The 18,309-nt window shown below is 62.5% G+C and carries 15 protein-coding genes; 8 read left to right on the top strand and 7 right to left on the bottom strand.

The genetic code is table 11. The annotated features are described in order from the left end of the window. The first annotated feature begins 41 nt into the window (after nucleotides 1-41). The 7 genes from ggt to FJW03_RS25020 all read left to right on the top strand — a co-directional run bounded on the left by ggt (nucleotide 42) and on the right by FJW03_RS25020 (nucleotide 10,166). Entirely contained in the window at nucleotides 42-1,628 is a 1,587-nt protein-coding gene (ggt, locus tag FJW03_RS25050; RefSeq protein ID WP_140765377.1) for a gamma-glutamyltransferase, read from the top strand. 320 nt (nucleotides 1,629-1,948) lie between these two features. Beyond that, nucleotides 1,949-3,469 (top strand): acyl--CoA ligase, encoded by a 1,521-nt coding sequence (locus FJW03_RS25045; protein ID WP_140765379.1) that lies wholly within the window; start codon nucleotides 1,949-1,951, stop codon nucleotides 3,467-3,469. Between the two features lie 2 nt (nucleotides 3,470-3,471). Continuing rightward, nucleotides 3,472-4,452, top strand: coding sequence for a 2-dehydropantoate 2-reductase (locus FJW03_RS25040; protein WP_140765381.1), 981 nt, complete (start codon nucleotides 3,472-3,474; stop codon nucleotides 4,450-4,452). Nucleotides 4,453-4,837: 385 nt separating this feature from the next. Then, nucleotides 4,838-5,503 (top strand): hypothetical protein, encoded by a 666-nt coding sequence (locus tag FJW03_RS25035; RefSeq protein WP_140609827.1) that lies wholly within the window; start codon nucleotides 4,838-4,840, stop codon nucleotides 5,501-5,503. A 7-nt stretch (nucleotides 5,504-5,510) separates the two neighbouring features. Continuing rightward, the gene (locus FJW03_RS25030; protein ID WP_226890462.1) at nucleotides 5,511-8,582 is read left to right on the top strand and encodes an OmpA family protein; all 3,072 of its coding nucleotides are present in this window, start codon (nucleotides 5,511-5,513) and stop codon (nucleotides 8,580-8,582) included. A gap of 12 nt (nucleotides 8,583-8,594) precedes the next feature. Beyond that, nucleotides 8,595-9,089, top strand: coding sequence for a Rab family GTPase (locus FJW03_RS25025; protein ID WP_140700113.1), 495 nt, complete (start codon nucleotides 8,595-8,597; stop codon nucleotides 9,087-9,089). 3 nt (nucleotides 9,090-9,092) lie between these two features. Further along, complete coding sequence (locus tag FJW03_RS25020; protein WP_140767509.1) at nucleotides 9,093-10,166, top strand: adenylate/guanylate cyclase domain-containing protein; 1,074 nt, start codon at nucleotides 9,093-9,095, stop codon at nucleotides 10,164-10,166. Nucleotides 10,167-10,307: 141 nt separating this feature from the next. On the opposite strand, the gene FJW03_RS25015 is transcribed toward FJW03_RS25020, so the two are convergent. From FJW03_RS25015 to FJW03_RS24990, 6 genes are all read right to left on the bottom strand, one after another. Beyond that, nucleotides 10,308-11,279 (bottom strand): branched-chain amino acid ABC transporter permease, encoded by a 972-nt coding sequence (locus FJW03_RS25015; RefSeq protein WP_226890461.1) that lies wholly within the window; start codon nucleotides 11,277-11,279, stop codon nucleotides 10,308-10,310. Nucleotides 11,280-11,301: 22 nt separating this feature from the next. Next, nucleotides 11,302-12,189 carry a branched-chain amino acid ABC transporter permease gene (locus tag FJW03_RS25010; RefSeq protein WP_140767250.1) on the bottom strand — a complete coding sequence of 296 codons (888 nt, stop codon included), beginning with the start codon at nucleotides 12,187-12,189 and terminating at the stop codon, nucleotides 11,302-11,304. Nucleotides 12,190-12,196: 7 nt separating this feature from the next. Beyond that, on the bottom strand, nucleotides 12,197-12,907 hold the full coding sequence (locus FJW03_RS25005) for an ABC transporter ATP-binding protein (protein ID WP_140767251.1): 711 nt from the start codon (nucleotides 12,905-12,907) through the stop codon (nucleotides 12,197-12,199). Beyond that, nucleotides 12,900-13,694 carry an ABC transporter ATP-binding protein gene (locus FJW03_RS25000; protein ID WP_181173381.1) on the bottom strand — a complete coding sequence of 265 codons (795 nt, stop codon included), beginning with the start codon at nucleotides 13,692-13,694 and terminating at the stop codon, nucleotides 12,900-12,902. Before FJW03_RS25000 ends, FJW03_RS25005 begins: the two co-directional genes overlap by 8 nt. Beyond that, nucleotides 13,691-14,899 (bottom strand): ABC transporter substrate-binding protein, encoded by a 1,209-nt coding sequence (locus FJW03_RS24995; protein ID WP_140767252.1) that lies wholly within the window; start codon nucleotides 14,897-14,899, stop codon nucleotides 13,691-13,693. Before FJW03_RS24995 ends, FJW03_RS25000 begins: the two co-directional genes overlap by 4 nt. 139 nt (nucleotides 14,900-15,038) lie before the next feature. Continuing rightward, the gene (locus FJW03_RS24990) at nucleotides 15,039-16,496 is read right to left on the bottom strand and encodes a PLP-dependent aminotransferase family protein (protein WP_140767253.1); all 1,458 of its coding nucleotides are present in this window, start codon (nucleotides 16,494-16,496) and stop codon (nucleotides 15,039-15,041) included. 73 nt (nucleotides 16,497-16,569) lie between these two features. Here FJW03_RS24990 and FJW03_RS24985 point away from each other — a divergent pair, with 73 nt between their 5' ends. Next, entirely contained in the window at nucleotides 16,570-17,196 is a 627-nt protein-coding gene (locus FJW03_RS24985) for an FMN-binding negative transcriptional regulator (protein ID WP_140767254.1), read from the top strand. Between the two features lie 216 nt (nucleotides 17,197-17,412). On the opposite strand, the gene FJW03_RS24980 is transcribed toward FJW03_RS24985, so the two are convergent. Beyond that, on the bottom strand, nucleotides 17,413-18,282 hold the full coding sequence (locus FJW03_RS24980) for a helix-turn-helix domain-containing protein (RefSeq protein WP_140767255.1): 870 nt from the start codon (nucleotides 18,280-18,282) through the stop codon (nucleotides 17,413-17,415). Nucleotides 18,283-18,309: the final 27 nt, after the last annotated feature.

Raw genomic sequence — 18,309 nt, 5'->3', positions numbered from 1 at the left:
GACCAATTCGCTTCAAGTGACCAGGGGATACCCAGACAACAATGCGTGATTTCCAGTTTCCCGGCCGCTCGCCGGTTCGTGCCACCGAGGCCATGGCCGCCACCTCGCACCCGCTGGCGACGCTGGCTGCCATCGATATGCTGCGCGCCGGCGGCAACGCCATGGACGCGGCGGTCTGCGCGGCCGCCGTGCAAGGGGTGGTCGAGCCGCAATCGACCGGCATCGGCGGCGACTGCTTCGTGCTCTACTGTCCGGCCGGACAGAGCGAGGTGCTGGCCTTCAACGGTTCGGGCCGCGCGCCGGCGGGCGCGACCGTCGACTGGTATCTGGAGCAGGGTTTTGCCGAGCTGCCGAAACAGGGGCCGCATGCGGTGACCGTGCCCGGCGCTATCGATGCCTGGTGTCGGCTGCTGGAGGACCATGGCCGCAAGGGCCTCGCCGAGGTGCTGGCGCCGGCCATCCACTATGCCGAGAACGGCTATGTCGTGCACGATCGCGTCGCCTTCGACTGGGCCGAGCCGGAGACCGACCTGTCGGCGGACGAACATGCGTCGCGCATCTTCCTGCCGGGCGGCAAGGCGCCGGAGGCCGGCGATGTCCATCGCCAGCCGGAGCTTGCCGCCACCTTGCGGGTGATCGCCAAGCACGGCCGCGCCGGATTCTACGAGGGCGTCGTCGCCGACGACATGGTGCGCCGGCTCAATGAACTGGGCGGGCTTCATTCGCATGAGGATTTCGCTACGACCAGAGGGGACTACGTGGCGCCGGTCAGCGTCACTTATGGCGGCTATGACATCCACCAGATGCCGCCGAACAACCAAGGGCTGACGGCGCTTTTGATGCTGAACGTGCTGTCGGGGTTCAAGCTTGGCGGGCTCGATCCCAATGGCGCCGAACGCCTGCATCTGGAGATCGAGGCCGGGCGGCTGGCCTACCGCGACCGCGACGCCTTTCTGGGCGACCAGGATCATGTCCCGGTGCCGGTGAGAGAGCTTCTGTCCAGCGCCTATGCCGACCGGCTCCGCGCCGAGATCGACCGCGAGCGCGCCATGACGCATCTGCCGCGCGTCGACCTGCCGGACAGCGACACGGTCTATATCTCGATCGTCGACCGCGACCGCAACGCGGTCTCCTTCATCAACTCGACCTATTATTCGTTCGGCAGCGGCGTCGTCGGCCCGAGGACCGGCGTGGTGCTGCAGAACCGTGGCTCGAGCTTCCGCCTCGACCCGGCGCACCCCAACGCGATCGCGCCCGGCAAGCGGCCGATGCACACGATCATGCCCGGCATGGCGACCCGGAACGGCCGCGTGGTGATGCCGTTCGGCGTGATGGGCGGCGGCTACCAGCCGTTCGGGCATGTCCATCTTTTGACCAACATGATCGACTTTAGCATGGACCCGCAGCAGGCGGTGGATGCGCCACGCGTGTTCTACAATGATGGCGTTGTGGAGGCCGAGCGCAGCGTGCCCGCCGAGACGATCGCGGGCCTGCGCCGGCGCGGCCATGAGGTCACGGAGCCGCCCCACCCGCTCGGCGGCGGCCAGGTGGTGCTGATCGACTGGGAGAAGGGAACGCTGACCGGCGCGTCCGATCCGCGCAAGGACGGGTTGGCGCTGGGTTATTGAGGGGATGAGCAAGGAGGTGGCAGGGCGGAAATTGCCAAGTGCTCAATTCAAGTTTGGCCTTCCTTTTCAGGCGCTGGTGCTGCCCCTCACCTGCCTGCCGGCATCCTCTCCCCGTATAGTGACGGGGAGAGGGCGGCTCCGCTCCCTCGGCGCTTTCGCGGCAACGCTAGCAGTTGACGAAAATCATCGGCGACAGCGTCTTTCTCCCCGTCACTATACGGGGAGAAATGCCCGGCAGGGCAATGAGGGGCGGCGCCAAGGCTGACAATTGCCTTCAGCTGGACTTTCACAACCCATCGTTTGAAATAGTGCCGGTAACCATGACCCAAAGCCATCCAGACATCTCCCACCGCCTCGTTGCAGGCGCCGACAACGCCCCGGCCATCCTGGCGCCCGACCGCGCAACGCTCACCCATGGCGGCCTGCGCGCGCTGATCGCGGCCACGGCCAGCCGGCTGCACGCGCTCGGCATCGGCCGGGGCGACCGGGTGGCGATCGTGCTGCCGAACGGGCCGGAAATGGCGACAGCCTTCGTCGCGGTGGCGGCGGCCGCCGCGACGGCGCCGCTCAATCCGGCCTACCGGGCCGACGAGCTCGATTTCTACCTCACCGATATCGGTGCCAAGGCTATCCTTGTCGCGGAGACCGAGGCCGGCCCGGCCGTGGCGGTGGCCGAACGCCTCGGCATCGGCGTGCTGCGGCTTGTCGTGCCGCCGGACGCCCCTGCCGGCAGCTTCACCATCGAAGGCGCGTCGGTCGGCCCGCAGGCGGCGTCCGACATGGCTGAGGATGACGACGTCGCGCTTCTGCTGCACACGTCGGGCACGACCTCGCGGCCCAAGCTGGTGCCGCTCAGCCACGCCAACATCGCGGCGTCCGCCTCCCATATCGGCGCGACGCTCGGCCTGACGGCCAGTGACCGCTGCCTCAACATCATGCCGCTGTTCCATATCCATGGCCTGATCGCGGCGGTGCTGTCGTCGCTGGCCTCGGGCGGCAGCATCTACTGCACGCCGGGCTTCAACGCGTTGCGCTTCTTCCAGTGGCTGGGCGACGCCAAGCCGAGCTGGTACACGGCGGTGCCGACCATGCATCAGGCGATCCTGCCGCGCGCGGCCCGCAATGAAGAGGGGCTGGCGGCGGCGCGTCTGCGCTTCATCCGCTCGTCCTCGGCATCGCTGCCGGCGCAGGTGATGGCCGAACTGGAAAGGACCTTCGGTTGCCCGGTGATCGAATCCTACGGGATGACCGAAGCCGCGCACCAGATGGCCTCCAACCGGCTGCCGCCGGGCCTGCGCAAGCCGGGCAGTGTCGGGGCATCGGCCGGACCCGACGTGGCGGTGATGGCGCCGGACGGGCGGCTGCTCGAAGCCGGCGAGACCGGCGAGATCGTCATTCGCGGGCCCAATGTCACTGGCGGCTACGAGAAGAACCCGGATGCCAATGCGACGGCTTTCGCGCATGGCTGGTTCCACACCGGCGACCAGGGCGTGCTCGACGCGGACGGCTATCTCCGGGTCACCGGCCGGCTGAAGGAGATCATCAATCGCGGCGGCGAAAAGATCTCGCCGCTCGAGGTCGACGACGTGCTGATGGACCATCCGGCGGTGGCGCAAGTGGTCACCTTCGCCATGCCGCACGACAAGCTCGGCGAGGAGGTGGCGGCGGCAGTGGTGCTGCGCGAAGGCATGAGCGCCACTGAAAGCGATATCCGCAGCCATGCGGCGATGCGGCTCGCCGACTTCAAGGTGCCGCGCAAGGTGCTGATCCTGGACGAGATCCCCAAGGGCGCGACCGGCAAGCTACAGCGCATCGGCCTTGCCGCCAAACTCGGGCTTTGACGATGAAGATCACCATTTTCGGCGCCGGCGCGATCGGCGGCTATCTCGCCGCCAAGCTGGCGATCGCCGGCCGCACCGATCTGTCGATCGTGGCGCGCGGCGCCCATCTCGAAGCGATCGAGGCAGACGGCCTGCGCCTGATCGAGGACGGAAAGGAGACGGTCGCGCGCGTCCGTGCCGCCGCCAAGGCCGGGGAGCTCGGCGTCCAGGACATCGTGGTGCTGGCGCTGAAGGCCCACTCGCTCACCCCGGCGCTGGACCAGATAGCGCCGCTGCTCGGTCCGGACACCGCGGTCGTCACCATGCAGAACGGCGTGCCGTGGTGGTACTTTCACAAGGTCGGCGGGCCGCTCGAAGGCACCAGGCTCAACGCAGTCGATCCGGGCGGCGCGATCTGGCAGCGGATCGGGCCTGAGCGCGTCATCGGCTCGGTGGTCTACCCCGCCGTCGAGGTCGATGCGCCCGGCCTCATCCGGCATGTCGAGGGCAAGCGCTTCTCGCTCGGCGAACCCTCCGGCGAGCGCAGCGAGCGGGTGACGGCATTGGCGCAGGAAATGGTCAAGGCCGGGCTGCAGGCGCCGGTGCGCGACGACATACGCTCGGAGATCTGGGTGAAGCTGTGGGGCAACCTCTCCTTCAACCCGATCTCGGCGTTGACCGGCAGCACGCTTGCCGCGATCGTCGCCGACGAAGGCACCCGCCAGCTTGCCCGCACCATGATGCTGGAAGCCCAGGCGATCGGGGAAAGCCTCGGCGTGCGCTTCGCCATAGACGTCGACCGCCGCATCAAGGGCGCCGGCGACGTCGGCGAGCACAAGACCTCGATGCTGCAGGACCTGGAACGCGGCCGGCCGATGGAGATCGACGCGCTGGTGCGCGCGGTGCAGGAGTTGGGGCGGCTGGTGGAGAAACCGACGCCGACGATCGATGGGGTGCTGGCGCTGGTGCGGCGGCTGGCGGTGGCGCGAGGGTGTTATGGGTGATGGTAAAAGTCCGGGCGTCGCGACTATGTCCTTACTCAGCGAGACGCGGCGGTTGACTGTTGATCTAAGGCATCCGCTCTCTATAACCGCGTTTCACCCATCATAACTTGATGTCTGCGCTACGAATGGCAGCAACGCGCCTTCGATGGCAGTCATTCCTACGGTTCCGTCGATTCACCAAAAGCGGGCATCCGGCTGTGGCCGCTATCAAAAGAGGTACAAGAGCGACACCAATCGGAACTCCTGCATTTGTTGCTGGTCCAAGAGACGAAAAAGGAACGCACGAATCGGCTTGAGCCAAGGGGATTCCGGCTTGCGGGCAGGGTATTTGTCTGACATAATTTCCTATTCTCCGAGTTTTGCACTCTGGCGATTGGGCGTGAGGATGGCTAAGGACTCTTCGAATGCCGCTTCTTCGGCAAATAAAGCGGACGCAAATCTGATAGGTAATCCAGCCGAAAACGGGCTGAATTTCATGGCGGCCCAGGTTCGCGAGAGCGGGGTCTCCGGCGAGGCTGTAGGTGTCGACAAGATACGTGATCTGCTGTTCGGCAACCAGATGCAGGACTATGACCGCCGCTTTTCCAAGCTTGAAGAACGGTTCTTGCAGCGCTTCAAGGATGTCGAATCCGAGGCCAAGCGCAATCTTGAGATGTACGAGTCAAATGCAAAGAAGCAGGTCGATTCACTTGCGGGGCAATTGCGCAACGAAAAAGACGCACGAGCCGATGCCGACAAGGAGATTGACCGGAATCTTCGCGAACAAAATCAGGCACTTGAAAAGCAGGTGCGCTCGTTGTCGGATCAATTGAGCGAGCTTGAGCGCGAAGTTTCGGATCGGATAAATCGAAGCGACCATTCGCTGCGTGAGGAAATCAAGCAGAAGAATGAAAGCGTTCAGATGCTAATGGAGAAATTCTTTTCCGATCTCAGCAACGTCAAGACCGACCGAAATCTTTTGGCTGGCCTGTTTATCGAGGTTGCGAAGTGTCTGAATCAGGATCCCATCGGCAGCAAGGGCAACTCGGAACGCAGCTGGAAAGTGAGTTGATCGGAACTTGAGGTCGACCGTCGACCCAATCAACCCTTCTGAAAGAGCCGCTGCGAACGATACCGAGATTGATCGCGAGGCTCTGGCTCGGCTTTTGGTCGAAATTGCCCGGAACGTTGATCCGGACCACGGTGCGCTTTTCGACGGAATTCCAACCGCCGATCATCGCATGGAAACGCTTCGCCAGCTGCTGGTCGGCCGCGAAATTTCGGAGCTTTCACGAGTTGCGCACCTGCTTGACGAACCTGAGCAGCTTGCGGCAGCAGTGGGGAGCGTTCTCCCCGATGCCGCCGCACGTGCGTCTCATGCGCAACTCGGCGAGGCATTTGTGCCGGTTGTCGAGAGGGCTGCGCAAAGGTCCATCCAGAAGAACCCGCGCACGCTGACGGATATACTGTACCCGGTGTTTCTGCCGGCTATTCGCAAGTCGATCGGCGAAAAGATCGACCAGACCTTTCAGTCGCTGAATGAATCTTTAAGACATATATTCACCTGGCATGGGCTTAAGTGGAGATTTGAAGCTTGGAGAACGGGGGCAAGCTTCTCGGAAGTTGTTCTTAATCACTCTCTTGTCTATCGTGTAGAACACGTCTTTCTCATCAGCCGCAGTTCCGGGCTTTTGATTGCACATGTAACTGCCGAAAATGCGACGAGCGAGGATCCTCAGCTCATTTCTTCGATGCTCAGCGCAATTCAGGATTTTGTAAGCGACTCATTTAAGGAGAAAGAACAGAGCGGCCTGGACACTATCCGTTTTGGGGAGCTTCGTCTCTGGTCGGAGGTTGGACCGTTTGCGACACTGGTTTCGGTGATCAGGGGCAATCCGCCGGAAGAACTACACGAAGTAATTCGCGACGTATTGCTCCGCATCCATGATGAATACTCACAGGCTTTGGAGCAGTTCGACGGCGACAGTTCGCAACTGGCCAGCGTAGAGACGCAGTTGCAAACCTGTGTTGAACTGAAGCACGAGGAATCAAACGAGGGATTTCCGTGGCTGGTGCTGGCCGCAGCCCTGCTGGTTTTGATTCCGACGGGCATTTGGTTCTTTCTTTCCTGGCAATCCGGGCAGCGCTGGCAGGCCTATTTATCGCGACTGGAGACCCAGCCTGGCATCATCGTTGCCGAACAAACGGTGCGCGATGGCCAATTCTATATTGCCGGCCTGAGAGACCCGCTTGCCGCCGACCCGCAGTCGCTGTTGTCCGGAACGCAGGTCGATCCCGCCCGCGTTCATGCGAACTGGCAATTCTATCAGAGCCTTGCGCCGGAGTTCGTGTTGAAGCGGCTGACGGCATCGCTGGCTCCGCCGGATTCGGTGCGACTTTCGGTCGTCAAGGATCGCATCGTTGCCGAGGGCGAGGCTGACGCCACGTGGATCAGCCGGGCGCAGGCCGCCGCCCAGCAGCTTTCTGCAGGCGGACCGGTATTCGATATCTCCAGGGTTCGTGATGTGAGCCCCGAAGCACGCGCGGCAGAGCACTGGCAGGCCTATGTATCGCGACTGGGGACCCAGCCGGGCATCATCGTTGCCGAACAAAAGATCCGCGATGGCCAATTCTATATTGCCGGCCTGAGAGACCCGCTTGCCGCCGACCCGCAGTCGCTGTTGTCCGGAACGCAGGTCGATGCCGCCCGCGTTCATGCGAACTGGCAATTCTATCAGAGCCTTGAGCCGGAGTTCGTGTTGAAGCGGCTGACGGCATCGCTGGCTCCACCGGATTCGGTGCGACTTTCGGTCGTCAAGGATCGCATCGTTGCCGAGGGCGAGGCTGATGCCACGTGGATCAGCCGGGCGCAGGCCGCCGCCCAGCAGCTTTCTGCAGGCGGACCGGTATTCGATATCTCCAGGGTCCGTGATGTGAGCCCCGAAGCACGCGCGGCAGAGCACTGGCAGGCCTATGTGTCGCGACTGGGGACCCAGCCGGGCATCATCGTTGCCGAACAAAAGATCCGCGATGGCCAATTCTATATTGCCGGCCTGCGAGACCCGCTTGCCGCCGACCCGCAGTCGCTGCTGTCGGGAACGCAGGTCGATCCCGGCAGGGTCCATTCGCAGTGGCAATTCTATCAGAGCCTTGAGCCGGAGTTCGTGTTGAAGCGGCTGACGGCGTCGCTGTACCCGCTGAAATCGGTTCGGCTTTCGATCGTCGACAATCGCATCGTTGCCGAGGGTGAGGCTCCCGACACCTGGATAGATCGGGCGCGCGCCGCGGCCCGACAGCTTTCGGCAGGCGGACCGGAATTCGACATCTCCAAGGTTCGTGATGTGAGCCCCGAAGCACGCGAGGCGGAGCACTGGCAGTATTATGTGTCGCGACTCGAGGCCCAACCGGGAATCATCGTCGCCCAACAAACGGAGAGGGGAGGCCAATTCTACATTTCCGGCCTGAGAGACCCGCTTGCCGCCGACCCGAAAGCTCTGCTGTCCGGAACGCAGGTTGATCCCGCCCGCGTTCATTCACAGTGGCAATTCTTTCAGAGCCTTGATCCAAAGTTCGTGGTGAAGCGGCTGACGGCGTCGCTGTCCCCGCCGAAATCGGTTCAGCTTTCGATCATCCAAGGTCGCATCCTGGTCGTGGGCGAGGCTCCTGCCGGGTGGATCAGCCGGGCACGGGCCGCCGCCGAACAACTTTCGGCGGATGGAGTGGTTCTGGACGTCTCGCAGCTGCACGAGCTGAACCTTGCAGAACTTAATCATTTGAGAGAGGCCATCCAGACGACCGATATTTTCTTCTCTTCCGGTAGAGTTGTCCCGGGTCCGGAGCAGTCGCCGGTGCTCGACAGATTGGCTGATCAATTGAAGGAATTCGCCGAAAATGCCCGCAAGGCAGGCGTGACAGCGCGGTTCATGTTGACCGGCCATTCAGACACAACGGGCCGTGAGACGGCCAACGCGTCGATCAGTGCCGCCCGCGCCGAGACAGTTCGCGCGCTTCTCAACAAGCGCGGCGTCGCTCCGGAACTGCTGCTGGTTCGGGGCGCCGGCACCTTTGAGCCAGCGGTGCCCGAAAATGAAAATAGTCGAACTGGGAACTCCACCAATCGCCGGGTTTCGGTTACGGTAAACCTGGAGTAGTCGGAGCCCGGGATGCTGCAAAAAAAGATATGCATGTTGGGCGGGTTTGCTGTCGGCAAGACGAGCCTGGTGCGCAGGTTCGTCCAAAGCATCTTCTCGGAAAACTACCTGACCACGGTTGGCGTGAAAATCGACAAGAAGAGTGTCGCGTTTCCGGATAAAACCGTGGATCTGATTTTGTGGGATCTGGCCGGCGAAGACGATATCGGCTCATTCCGCGTCAGCTATGTGCGAGGAGCGACCGGGCTCGTGCTCGTCGTCGATGGAACCCGGCCCGCTACTCTGGCCGTGGCGCTCACGCTGCGCGAGCGGGTCGAGGCCGAATTCGGCGCTATGCCGTTCGTATTGCTGTTCAACAAATCCGATCTCGCCGATCGATGGGCGATACCGGATGGTGAGATCGACGAACTGAGGCAGCTTGGATGGCAAATCTATCTGACAAGTGCGCTTTCGGGTGCATATGTCGAAGATGCGTTTCGCCAGCTTGCCTCGATGGTCGCCAAATAGATCATGCATGGATTGCCAAGAGAAGTCAGAAGCTGGATTTTCAATTTCTTCTACAATGAGCACGCTGTCGCATATCTGAAAATTGACGCCCAGCTTTGCATAGCTGCCAAGGGCGGCAACGTTAAACATTACGGACTCTCATCGCTTCGCACTGGCAAGCCTGTTGCCGATCAGCTTGACTTCATGGAAGGTTTGCTGCCTTGCCCGGAACTTCCATATCATATGGCCATGGTGGAACTGCCCAACGGGCGTGTCGCGGATCTTCATCTTTTTGCTGCTGACAATGCCTGCGTGTGGCTGCTCTTTCTTGACGCCACTGCCGAACGCGACAACAGGCAGCGACTTCAACAGAAGGCTTATGAAATGACGCTCCTGCAAGAGAGGGAGCGTCAACTCAACGAGAAACTGCAATCGACGAATGAGGCATTGAGGAAGAGCCAGGAGGGATTGTCGCGTGAATACCAGCGCGCCGAAACCCTTCTCCTCAACATTCTTCCGGCGTCGATCGCGCAGCGGTTGAAGGCGCACGAACAAATTGCGGACAATCATGCAGACGTGAGTGTGCTTTTCGCCGACATCGTCGGTTTCACGGAAAGAGCGCTGAGCGTTGGGGCCGTGACGACGCTCGCGATCTTGAATTACTTCTTCAAGGCGGCGGATCTGCTCTCAGAAGAATACGGCTGCGAAAAGATCAAGACAATCGGCGACTGTGTGATGGTGGTGGCCGGCCTGCCCGTCGCGCGGTCCGATCATGCAGAAGCCCTTGCGCACTATGCACTTGAACTGCGGGAGGTGGGTAGGCGCGAACGCTTCGCGGGAGAACCGCTGAGACTGAGAATTGGAATCCACTCCGGACCAATCGTGGCGGGCGTCATAGGCAACAGGCGCTTTGCCTATGACCTGTGGGGCGACACCGTCAATCTCGCCGCACGTATTCAAAAGTCCGCTGAGCCCGATGAGATACGTATTTCGGATGCAACTCACAAACTGCTTGGACCAAATTTTGCTCGCGACCCACTCGGGGAAACGGAATTGCGTGGTACAGGTCCTGTGCGAATGTGGCGGCTCCGGGCCTGATTTGCCGCTTGGCTAGCGTCCGCTATCATTCTTCCCTGCACCACAAGCGGACCTACTGCTTTCCGGCCCCGATCAAGACGTTCCTATACCGGGCAAAGCGCGTGCGATCCGGTCAACCGCGCCCGCTCGATCTGGAGCCGATCACCCCTTCCCCGCCCGCCCCATCAGCCGCGCATAAACCTCCCCCACAATCCCTCGCCGAAACACCAGCACGCAGACCATGAAGATCAGCCCGGTGGCGATGGTGATCGGGAAGCGGGAGGTGGCCAGCGTGTTTTCCAGGCCGACGACGAGGCTGGCGCCGATGATCGGGCCGACCATCGTGCCGATGCCGCCGAGGAGCGTCATCAGGATCACTTCGCCCGACATCTGCCAGGTGACGTCGGTGAGCGTGGCGAACTGGAAAACGATGGCCTTGACCGCGCCGGCCAGCCCGGCCAGCGCCGCCGACATGACGAAGGCGGCGAGCTTGTAGTTGGCGACCGAATAGCCCAGCGAAATGGCGCGGTTCTCGTTTTCGCGGATCGAGCGCAGGATCATGCCGAAGGGCGAATTGACGATGCGCCAGATGGCGAAGACGCCGATCAGGAACACCGCTAGCACGAAATAGTAGATGTTCAACGGAACGTCCAGGTCGAGGAAACCAAGCAGCGTGCCGCGCGGCACGCCCTGAATGCCGTCCTCGCCCTGGGTGAAGGGCGCCTGGACGCAGAAGAAGAAGAACATCTGCGACAGGGCCAGCGTGATCATGGCGAAATAGATGCCTTGCCGGCGAATGGCGAAAAAACCCATGACGAGGCCGAGCAGGGCCGCGCCCGCCATGCCGAGCAGGATACCCGCTTCCGGCGGCCAGCCCCACACCTTGACCGCATGCGCGGTGAAGTAGGCGGCGCCGCCGAAGAAGGTGGCGTGGCCGAAGGACAGGAGCCCGGTATAGCCGAGCAGGAGGTTGAACGCGCAGGCGAACAGCGCGAAACACAGCATCTTCATCAGGAAGATCGGGTAGACGAAGAAGGGTGCCGCCAGCAGCGCCAGGATGCCGAGCCCGACCAGCGTCCATTCAAGCCATGCCGGGGTTCTGGCGGCCGTTTCGCGAAACGTCAGGTCGGCCATGTCAGACGTCCCTTCCGCCATGTTAGGCGTCCCTTCCAAACAGGCCGGCCGGCCGCACCAGGAGCACGATGGCCATGATGATGAAGACCACCAGGTTGGAGGCTTCGGGGTAGAAGACCTTGGTCAGGCCTTCGGCGAGGCCGAGCATGTAGCCGGTGACGATCGCGCCGAGGATCGACCCCATGCCGCCGACCACGACGACAGCGAAGACGACGATGATGAGATCCGACCCCATCAGCGGGCTGACCTGATAGATCGGCGCGGCCAGAATCCCGGCTAGCCCGGCCAGGGCCGAGCCCAGGCCGTAGGTAAGCGTCAGCAGCAGCGGCACATTGACGCCGAAGGCCTGGACGAGACGCGGATTTTCGGTCGCGGCGCGCAGATAGGAGCCGAGCCTAGTCTTCTCGATCAGCGCCCAGGTTCCGAAGCAGACGATCAGCGAGGCGACCACGACCCAGCCGCGATAGTTGGGCAGGAACATGAAGCCAAGATTGGTGCCGCCCGAAAGCAGCGGCGGCACGGCGTAGGGATTTCCCGACACGCCGTAATAGTAGCGGAATATACCCTCGATCACGAGCGCGAGACCGAAGGTGAAGAGCAGGCCGTACAGCGGATCGGTATCGTAAAGCCGCGACAGCGCCAGGCGCTCGACCACGATGCCGAACAGGCCGACGACCAACGGCGCAAGGACGAGCGCGGGCCAATAGCCGATGCCGAGACGCGTGAGCAGCAGATAGCCGATGAAGGCGCCGAGCATATACTGGGCGCCATGGGCGAAATTGATGACGCGCAGCAAGCCGAAAATGACGGCCAGACCCAGGCTCAGCATGGCGTAGAACGAGCCGTTGATCAGTCCGACCAGCAACTGGCCGAGGAATGCCTGGACGGGGATGCCGAAGATCATCGTCATGGCGCTATCATACACCCAGAATTTCGTGGAGCAGCGTCATGCGGCCGGCCAGTTCGCCGACCGGAAACCCGGCCACGACCTTGCCGTGCTCCATCAGGTAGAAACGGTCGGCGACGCGACTGGCGAAGCGGAAATTCTGCTCGACCAGCAGGATCGTCATGCCCCGGCTCTTCATCGTCACCAGCAGCTCGCCGATGCGCTGCACGATCACGGGAGCCAGGCCTTCGGTCGGCTCGTCGAGAAGCAGCATCTTGACGCCGGTCCGCAGCATGCGCGCTATCGCCAGCATCTGCTGTTCGCCGCCCGACAGCCTGGTGCCGGACGTGTTGCGCCGCTCCTTCAGATTGGGAAAGAGATCGAATATCTCCTCAACGCTCATGCCACCCTGGGCGACGACCGGCGGCAGCACTAGGTTCTCGTCCACCGTCAATGTCGCGAAGATGCCGCGCTCTTCCGGCACGAAGCCGATGCCTTGATGGGCGGTGCGGTGCAGCGGCAGCCGCATCAGGTCCGCGCCGTCGAAGACGACCTGGCCCGTCCGCCGGCGGATCAGCCCCATGATGGCGCGCAGGGTCGTGGTCTTGCCGACGCCGTTGCGGCCCAGCAATGTGACCGTCTCGCCGCGAAATACCTCGAGATCAACGCCGTGAAGCGCGTGGCTCTCGCCATACCAGGCGTTGAGGCCGCGGACCGCGAGCAGGGGCGCGGCGCTAGTCATCGGCCGTCCCCATATAGGCGACCCGCACCCGTTCGTCGCGGCTGACTGTGGCGTAGTCGCCGGCCGCCAGCACTTCGCCGCGCTGCATGACCGTTATCCAGTCGCAGAGATCGGCCACGACAGTCAGATTGTGCTCGACCATCAGGATGGCACGCTCGCTCGCCACGGAACGAATGATGGTGGAAACCGTGGCCACGTCCTCATGCCCCATGCCGGCCATCGGCTCGTCCAGAAGCAGCACTTTCGGGTCGAGCGCCAGGGTGGTGGCGATTTCGAGCACGCGTTTCCTGCCATAGGAAAGATCGCCGGCCAGCCTGTTCCTGGCATCGTCGAGACCGACCGAGCGCAGCAATTCGACCGCGCGTGGCGTCAACCGGTCGAGCGCCGCCAGCGAGCGCCAGAACTGCACGCCGAGCCCGGCCGGCCGCTGCAGCGCGACACGCACATTGTCGAGCACGCTGAGGTGCGGGAAGATCGCCGATATCTGGAACGAGCGCACCAACCCCATTCGCGCGACTTTCGCCGGCGGCGTGCGGGTGATGTCGTGGCCGAGCAGTTCGATCCTGCCGCTGGTTGGCGCCAGGAACTTGGTGAGCAGGTTGAAAACGGTCGTCTTGCCGGCTCCGTTGGGTCCGATCAGGGCATGGATGTTGCGGTGGCCGACATCGAGGTCGACATTCCTGACGGCGACGAAGCCGGCGAAGTCGCGCCGCAGACCGCGGGCGGACAACACCACCCGCGGCTCATCCGTGGTCAGATCGGGCGGCACCGTGGCCGCGCCGGTCACTGGGCCGCCGTCGGGCAGCCGCTTTCCTTCTCGCTCAGGAAGGCCTCTTTGCCGGGAATGGTGGCGAGATATTTGTAATAGTCCCAATCCTTGGTGCTCTCGCTGGGCGACTTGACCTGGTAGAGATACATGTCGTGGACCATGTTGCCGTCGGGCTGGACCTTGCCGTTGGCGGTAAAGACGTCGTTCACCGGCATCGAATGCAATTGCTTGGCGACGGTCTCGGTCTCGTCGGTACCGGCCTTGTCGATCGCCTTCAGGTACTGCGTCACCGCCGAATAGGTCGCGGCCTGGATCATGTTCGGCATACGGTTGGTGCGTTTGAAAAAGCGCTGTGCGAATTCGCGGCTCTTGTCGTCGCGATCCCAGTAGAAGCCCTCGGTCAGCACGACGCCTTGCGCCGCCTGCAGGCCCAGCCCATGCACCTCGGCCAGCGTGAACAAAAGGGCTGCAAGACGCTGGCCGCCCTGGACGATACCGAATTCGGCCGCCTGCTTGATGGAATTGGAGGTGTCCAGGCCGGCATTGGCCAGCCCGATGACCTTGGCGCCGGACGATTGCGCCTGCAGCAGGAAGGATGAATAGTCGGTCGAGCCGAGGGGATAACGCACCTCGCCCAGCACCTTGCCGCCGTGGCTCTCAACGAACTTGGCGGTCTGCTCCTTCAGCGAATAGCCGAACGCATAGTCGACGGTGAGAAAGAACCAGCTGTCGCCGCCCTGCTGCACCAGCGAGCCGCCGGTTCCCACCGCCTGCGAGTGGGTGTCATAGGCCCAGTGGAAGCCGTAGGGCGAGCACTGCTTGCCGGTGAGATCCGTGGTCGCGGCACCGGTAACGATGTCGATCTTCTTCTTTTCCTTGGAAATCCCCTGGACGGCGAGCGCGACCGAAGAGGTGGTCAGCTCCATGATGGCGTCGACCTGTTCGGTGTCGTACCACTGCCGTGCGATATTGGAGGCGATATCCGGCTTGTTCTGGTGATCGGCGCTGATGATCTCGATCGGCGCTCCCTGGACCTTGCCGCCGAAATCCTCGACCGCCATCTTGGCCGCTTCGACCGACCATTTGCCGCCGAAATCGGCATAGACGCCGGACTGGTCGTTGAGAATGCCGATCTTGACCTTGCCATCGGAAATTTCGGCGGCCGAGGCGGGAATTGAGGCCGCGGCAAGAAGCGCGGCGGAAACGAAATAGCATGCCTTCATAGTCGACTTCCTCCCATTACGATGAATCCGGCCGCCCCCCACGATCGATCATCTGCAAGCACTCTGAACATGAGGAAAATGGGGATGAACGGCAAGGGGCCGTTGCGGATTTCATTTTCGATCGGCCGCAAGCCTTTCCTCATGCGTGGAACCTCTTCGACTGGAAAACCTCGAACAGTTTGGCCACGCCCTTGTTGATCGGTTCGACGGCCATCGAGGCGTATCCAAAAATGAAGCCGGCGCGCGGGTCGCCCTTGGCCGCGAACAGCCGGGAGACCGGATAAATTCCGACATCATTTTTCCGGGCCGCCTCAGCGAAAAGCTCCTCCTCATCGGACCGCAGGCTGTTGAACCAGACCACGACGTGAAGGCCCGCCGATGTTCCGACGATTTCGATCTCGCTGCCGAATGCTTCCCGCATCGCGGTCAGAAAAGCGGTTCGCCTTTCGGCATTGCGTCTCCTCATCCTGCGCACATGGCGCTCATACGCGCCTGTCTCCATCATGGTCGCGAGAGCGTCCTGCTCGAACCCCGAACTGTGGCGGTCGGCAATTTGCTTGCACAGGATGAGGGGTTCGACCAGCGGGCCGGGAACAACCATGTATCCCAGCCGGAGTGTCGGAGACAGCGTCTTGGACACGGTGCCGACATAGACGACCTTGTCCTGACCTGACAGATACAGAGGCGGGATCGGGCTGACGTCATAGCGGTACTCGCCATCATAGTCGTCCTCGATGACGTAGGCGTTTCCCAGATTGGCCCATTCGATCAAGGTCTGGCGGCGGCCGACCGACAGAACACCTCCCAGCGGGAACTGATGGCTTGGGGTCACGTAGGCAAGCGCGATCCGGGCTGGATCGGGAAGCCGCGTGGTATCCATCCCGTCATTGTCGCAGGCAAGCTCGACAGGTTTGGCGCCTATGGCGAGCATGACGTTTCGAGCCATCGCGTAGCATGGGTTCTCGACGACGACGCTGTCTCCCGGATTGACGAGCACTCTCGCACACAGGTCCAGAGCCTGCTGGGACCCGCTGACGATGATGATCCGCACCGCCTCGCACCTTATGCCGCGCGCTCGCCAGAGGTAGCCTTCCAAGGCTTGGCGGAGTCGTGGATTGCCCGCGGGATGCTCATAAGCCAGGCGTTCGCGATAGGTCAGAAAGGCTGCGTTCAAGGCTCTCCGCCAGAGGAGTTTTGGAAAATCCGCCGATGCGATATCGCCATAGCGGAAGTCGTGTTTCAATGGCGCCAGCCCGGCACTGGTGTGCGAAGGCAACGCCATGACACGTCTTGCGTAGTCGGAAAGCTTAGGGATTGCCTTCGGCTCCAGCTGGGGTCGACTGACGCGGGAGGGGCCTCCGGTGGAGGCCACGGTGGCTTTCGAACCCTGCCGGACCTGGATATAGCCTTCTGAAATCAGCTGATCGAAAGCCGCGGTTACCGTCGTCCTCGACACGCCAAGCTCCTCGGCCAGCGAGCGGCTGGACGGAAGCTTCGCTCCGGCCTTGTAGATGCCGGATTCGATCTGCTCGCGCAGGGAGAGATAGATGCGGCGGGTGACGCCCGTTCCGCGCGGTCGCTGCTCAAAGTGGCCCAATGAAACTCTCCCGAACTGGCTGCATATTTTGGACCAGTTGAGTGGAATGATGCGTTCAAATCAAGGAGCGTAAATGTACACCCCAACCGCCTTCACAGTGGCCGACGCGGCCGAGATTTACGACATGATGCGGCAATGTCGCCTGGCAAGCTTCATCACGGCGACATCCGACGGTCCCATGGCCACTCCGCTGCCGATGTTTCTTGACGAGAGCGAGGGAGAAAGAGGCGTTCTCTATGCGCATCTGGCGCGGGCGAACCCCCAGTGGCAAGCTGCCGTCATCGGTCTTGGATTGGCCGTTTTCATGGGTCCGGACGCTTATGTGACGCCATCCTGGTATGCATCCAAAGCTGAACATGGAAAGGTCGTGCCCACCTGGAACTACACGGCTGTCCAAGTCAGCGGACCCGTCGAGTTCTTCAGCGATACCGAGCGGCTGCGCGATGTCGTAACCCGGCTCACCGCGCTTCATGAAAGCGGCCGCCGGGCACCCTGGGCGCCGACCGACGCACCGGAAGCCTATATCAATGCCCAACTGTGCGGCATTGTCGGCATCCGCATGCCGATCGTCTCCCTGCAGGGTAAACGCAAGATGAGCCAAAATCGCCCGGAAGCCGACCGCAGGGGCGTGAAAGAGGGGCTTGCCGCAAGCAGCCGGGCAACCGACCACATCGTTTCGGAGCTCATCCCGATCTCGTGAAGCTGCGCCTCCCCCCGTCACTCATTGGCGGCTGGTCGCGGCCGCTACACCGCACGCCGGCCATCACTTTCGCCGAGGCATGGGCGGAGGCCTCGACGGCGGAACCGGTGCTGATCGTGCGCGGAAAAAATGCGGCGCACGGGTTTGGCTTCTCGTCGCACGCTAGCCGGAAACAGGATGCGGGCCCCGCGCCCGTATCCGCCTGCCAGCGCGGACTCAATGCGCTTCCAACTGTCTCCGGCGCCAGGCGGCGGGCGCCTCGCCTACCCGTTCGCGAAAGAAGCGCGAGAAATAGGCCGGATCGTCGAAGCCGATCTCGTAGGCGATGTCCTCGACCGTACGCACGGTGAACAGCAGCAGCCGCTTGGCCTCCAGCAGCCGCCGCTCGCTGACGATGCGCTTGACGCCGGCACCCAGCACCGCACGGCTGGCCTTGTCGAGGAGATGCGGTGTCGTGGCGAGGCTCACGACGTAGCGGTCGACCGACCAGTTGTCGCGGAAATGCGCATCGACAAGCCGCCGCAGGCCAAAGGCCAGTGATGCATCGGAGGACGGTGGAGCGGCAATTGTCGCCGGCGCGAGGCGCGCGATATGGGAGAGCGCGACCGCGATCAGCGCCGGCAAAGTCTTGTCATTGCCGGCCTGGGCTTCGGCGTATTCGGCGGCGATCATCTCCAGCACCGCCGCCAGTCTTTGCCATGCGGCATGTTGCGGCAGACTGTCGGTAAAGACCGGCCGGTCCAGCGGCAGCAGGCTTTGAGCGGCAAGGGCGGCGAGCGCATCGTCGGCGACCGAGACGACGATGGCGTCGGTGCCAGGCCCGATCGAGAAGCCATGCACGACATTGCTCGGCACGAAGCTGACGGCTGGCGCCGAAAAGTCCCAGGAGCGGTCCTCGATGCGATAGGTGCCGGAGCCACTGGTCCAGTAGGTGATCTGACCCATCTGCGGATGCTTGTGCGCCGCGACCTGGCCAAGATGAATGCTGCCGCGGGCAAGTACCGTCTCGACATGCAGGAAACCGACGTCGAGCGGCCGCGCCGGCTCGCCATAGACGAAGAAATCGGGAATGGAATTCTGGCTCATGACGCCGGAAAAAGTCCAATCGGTTTT

Origin of the sequence: Mesorhizobium sp. B4-1-4 (assembly GCF_006439395.2) — a bacterium.
In the GTDB taxonomy this organism is placed as follows: domain Bacteria; phylum Pseudomonadota; class Alphaproteobacteria; order Rhizobiales; family Rhizobiaceae; genus Mesorhizobium.
This window is presented reverse-complemented; position numbering and strand designations above follow the sequence as displayed.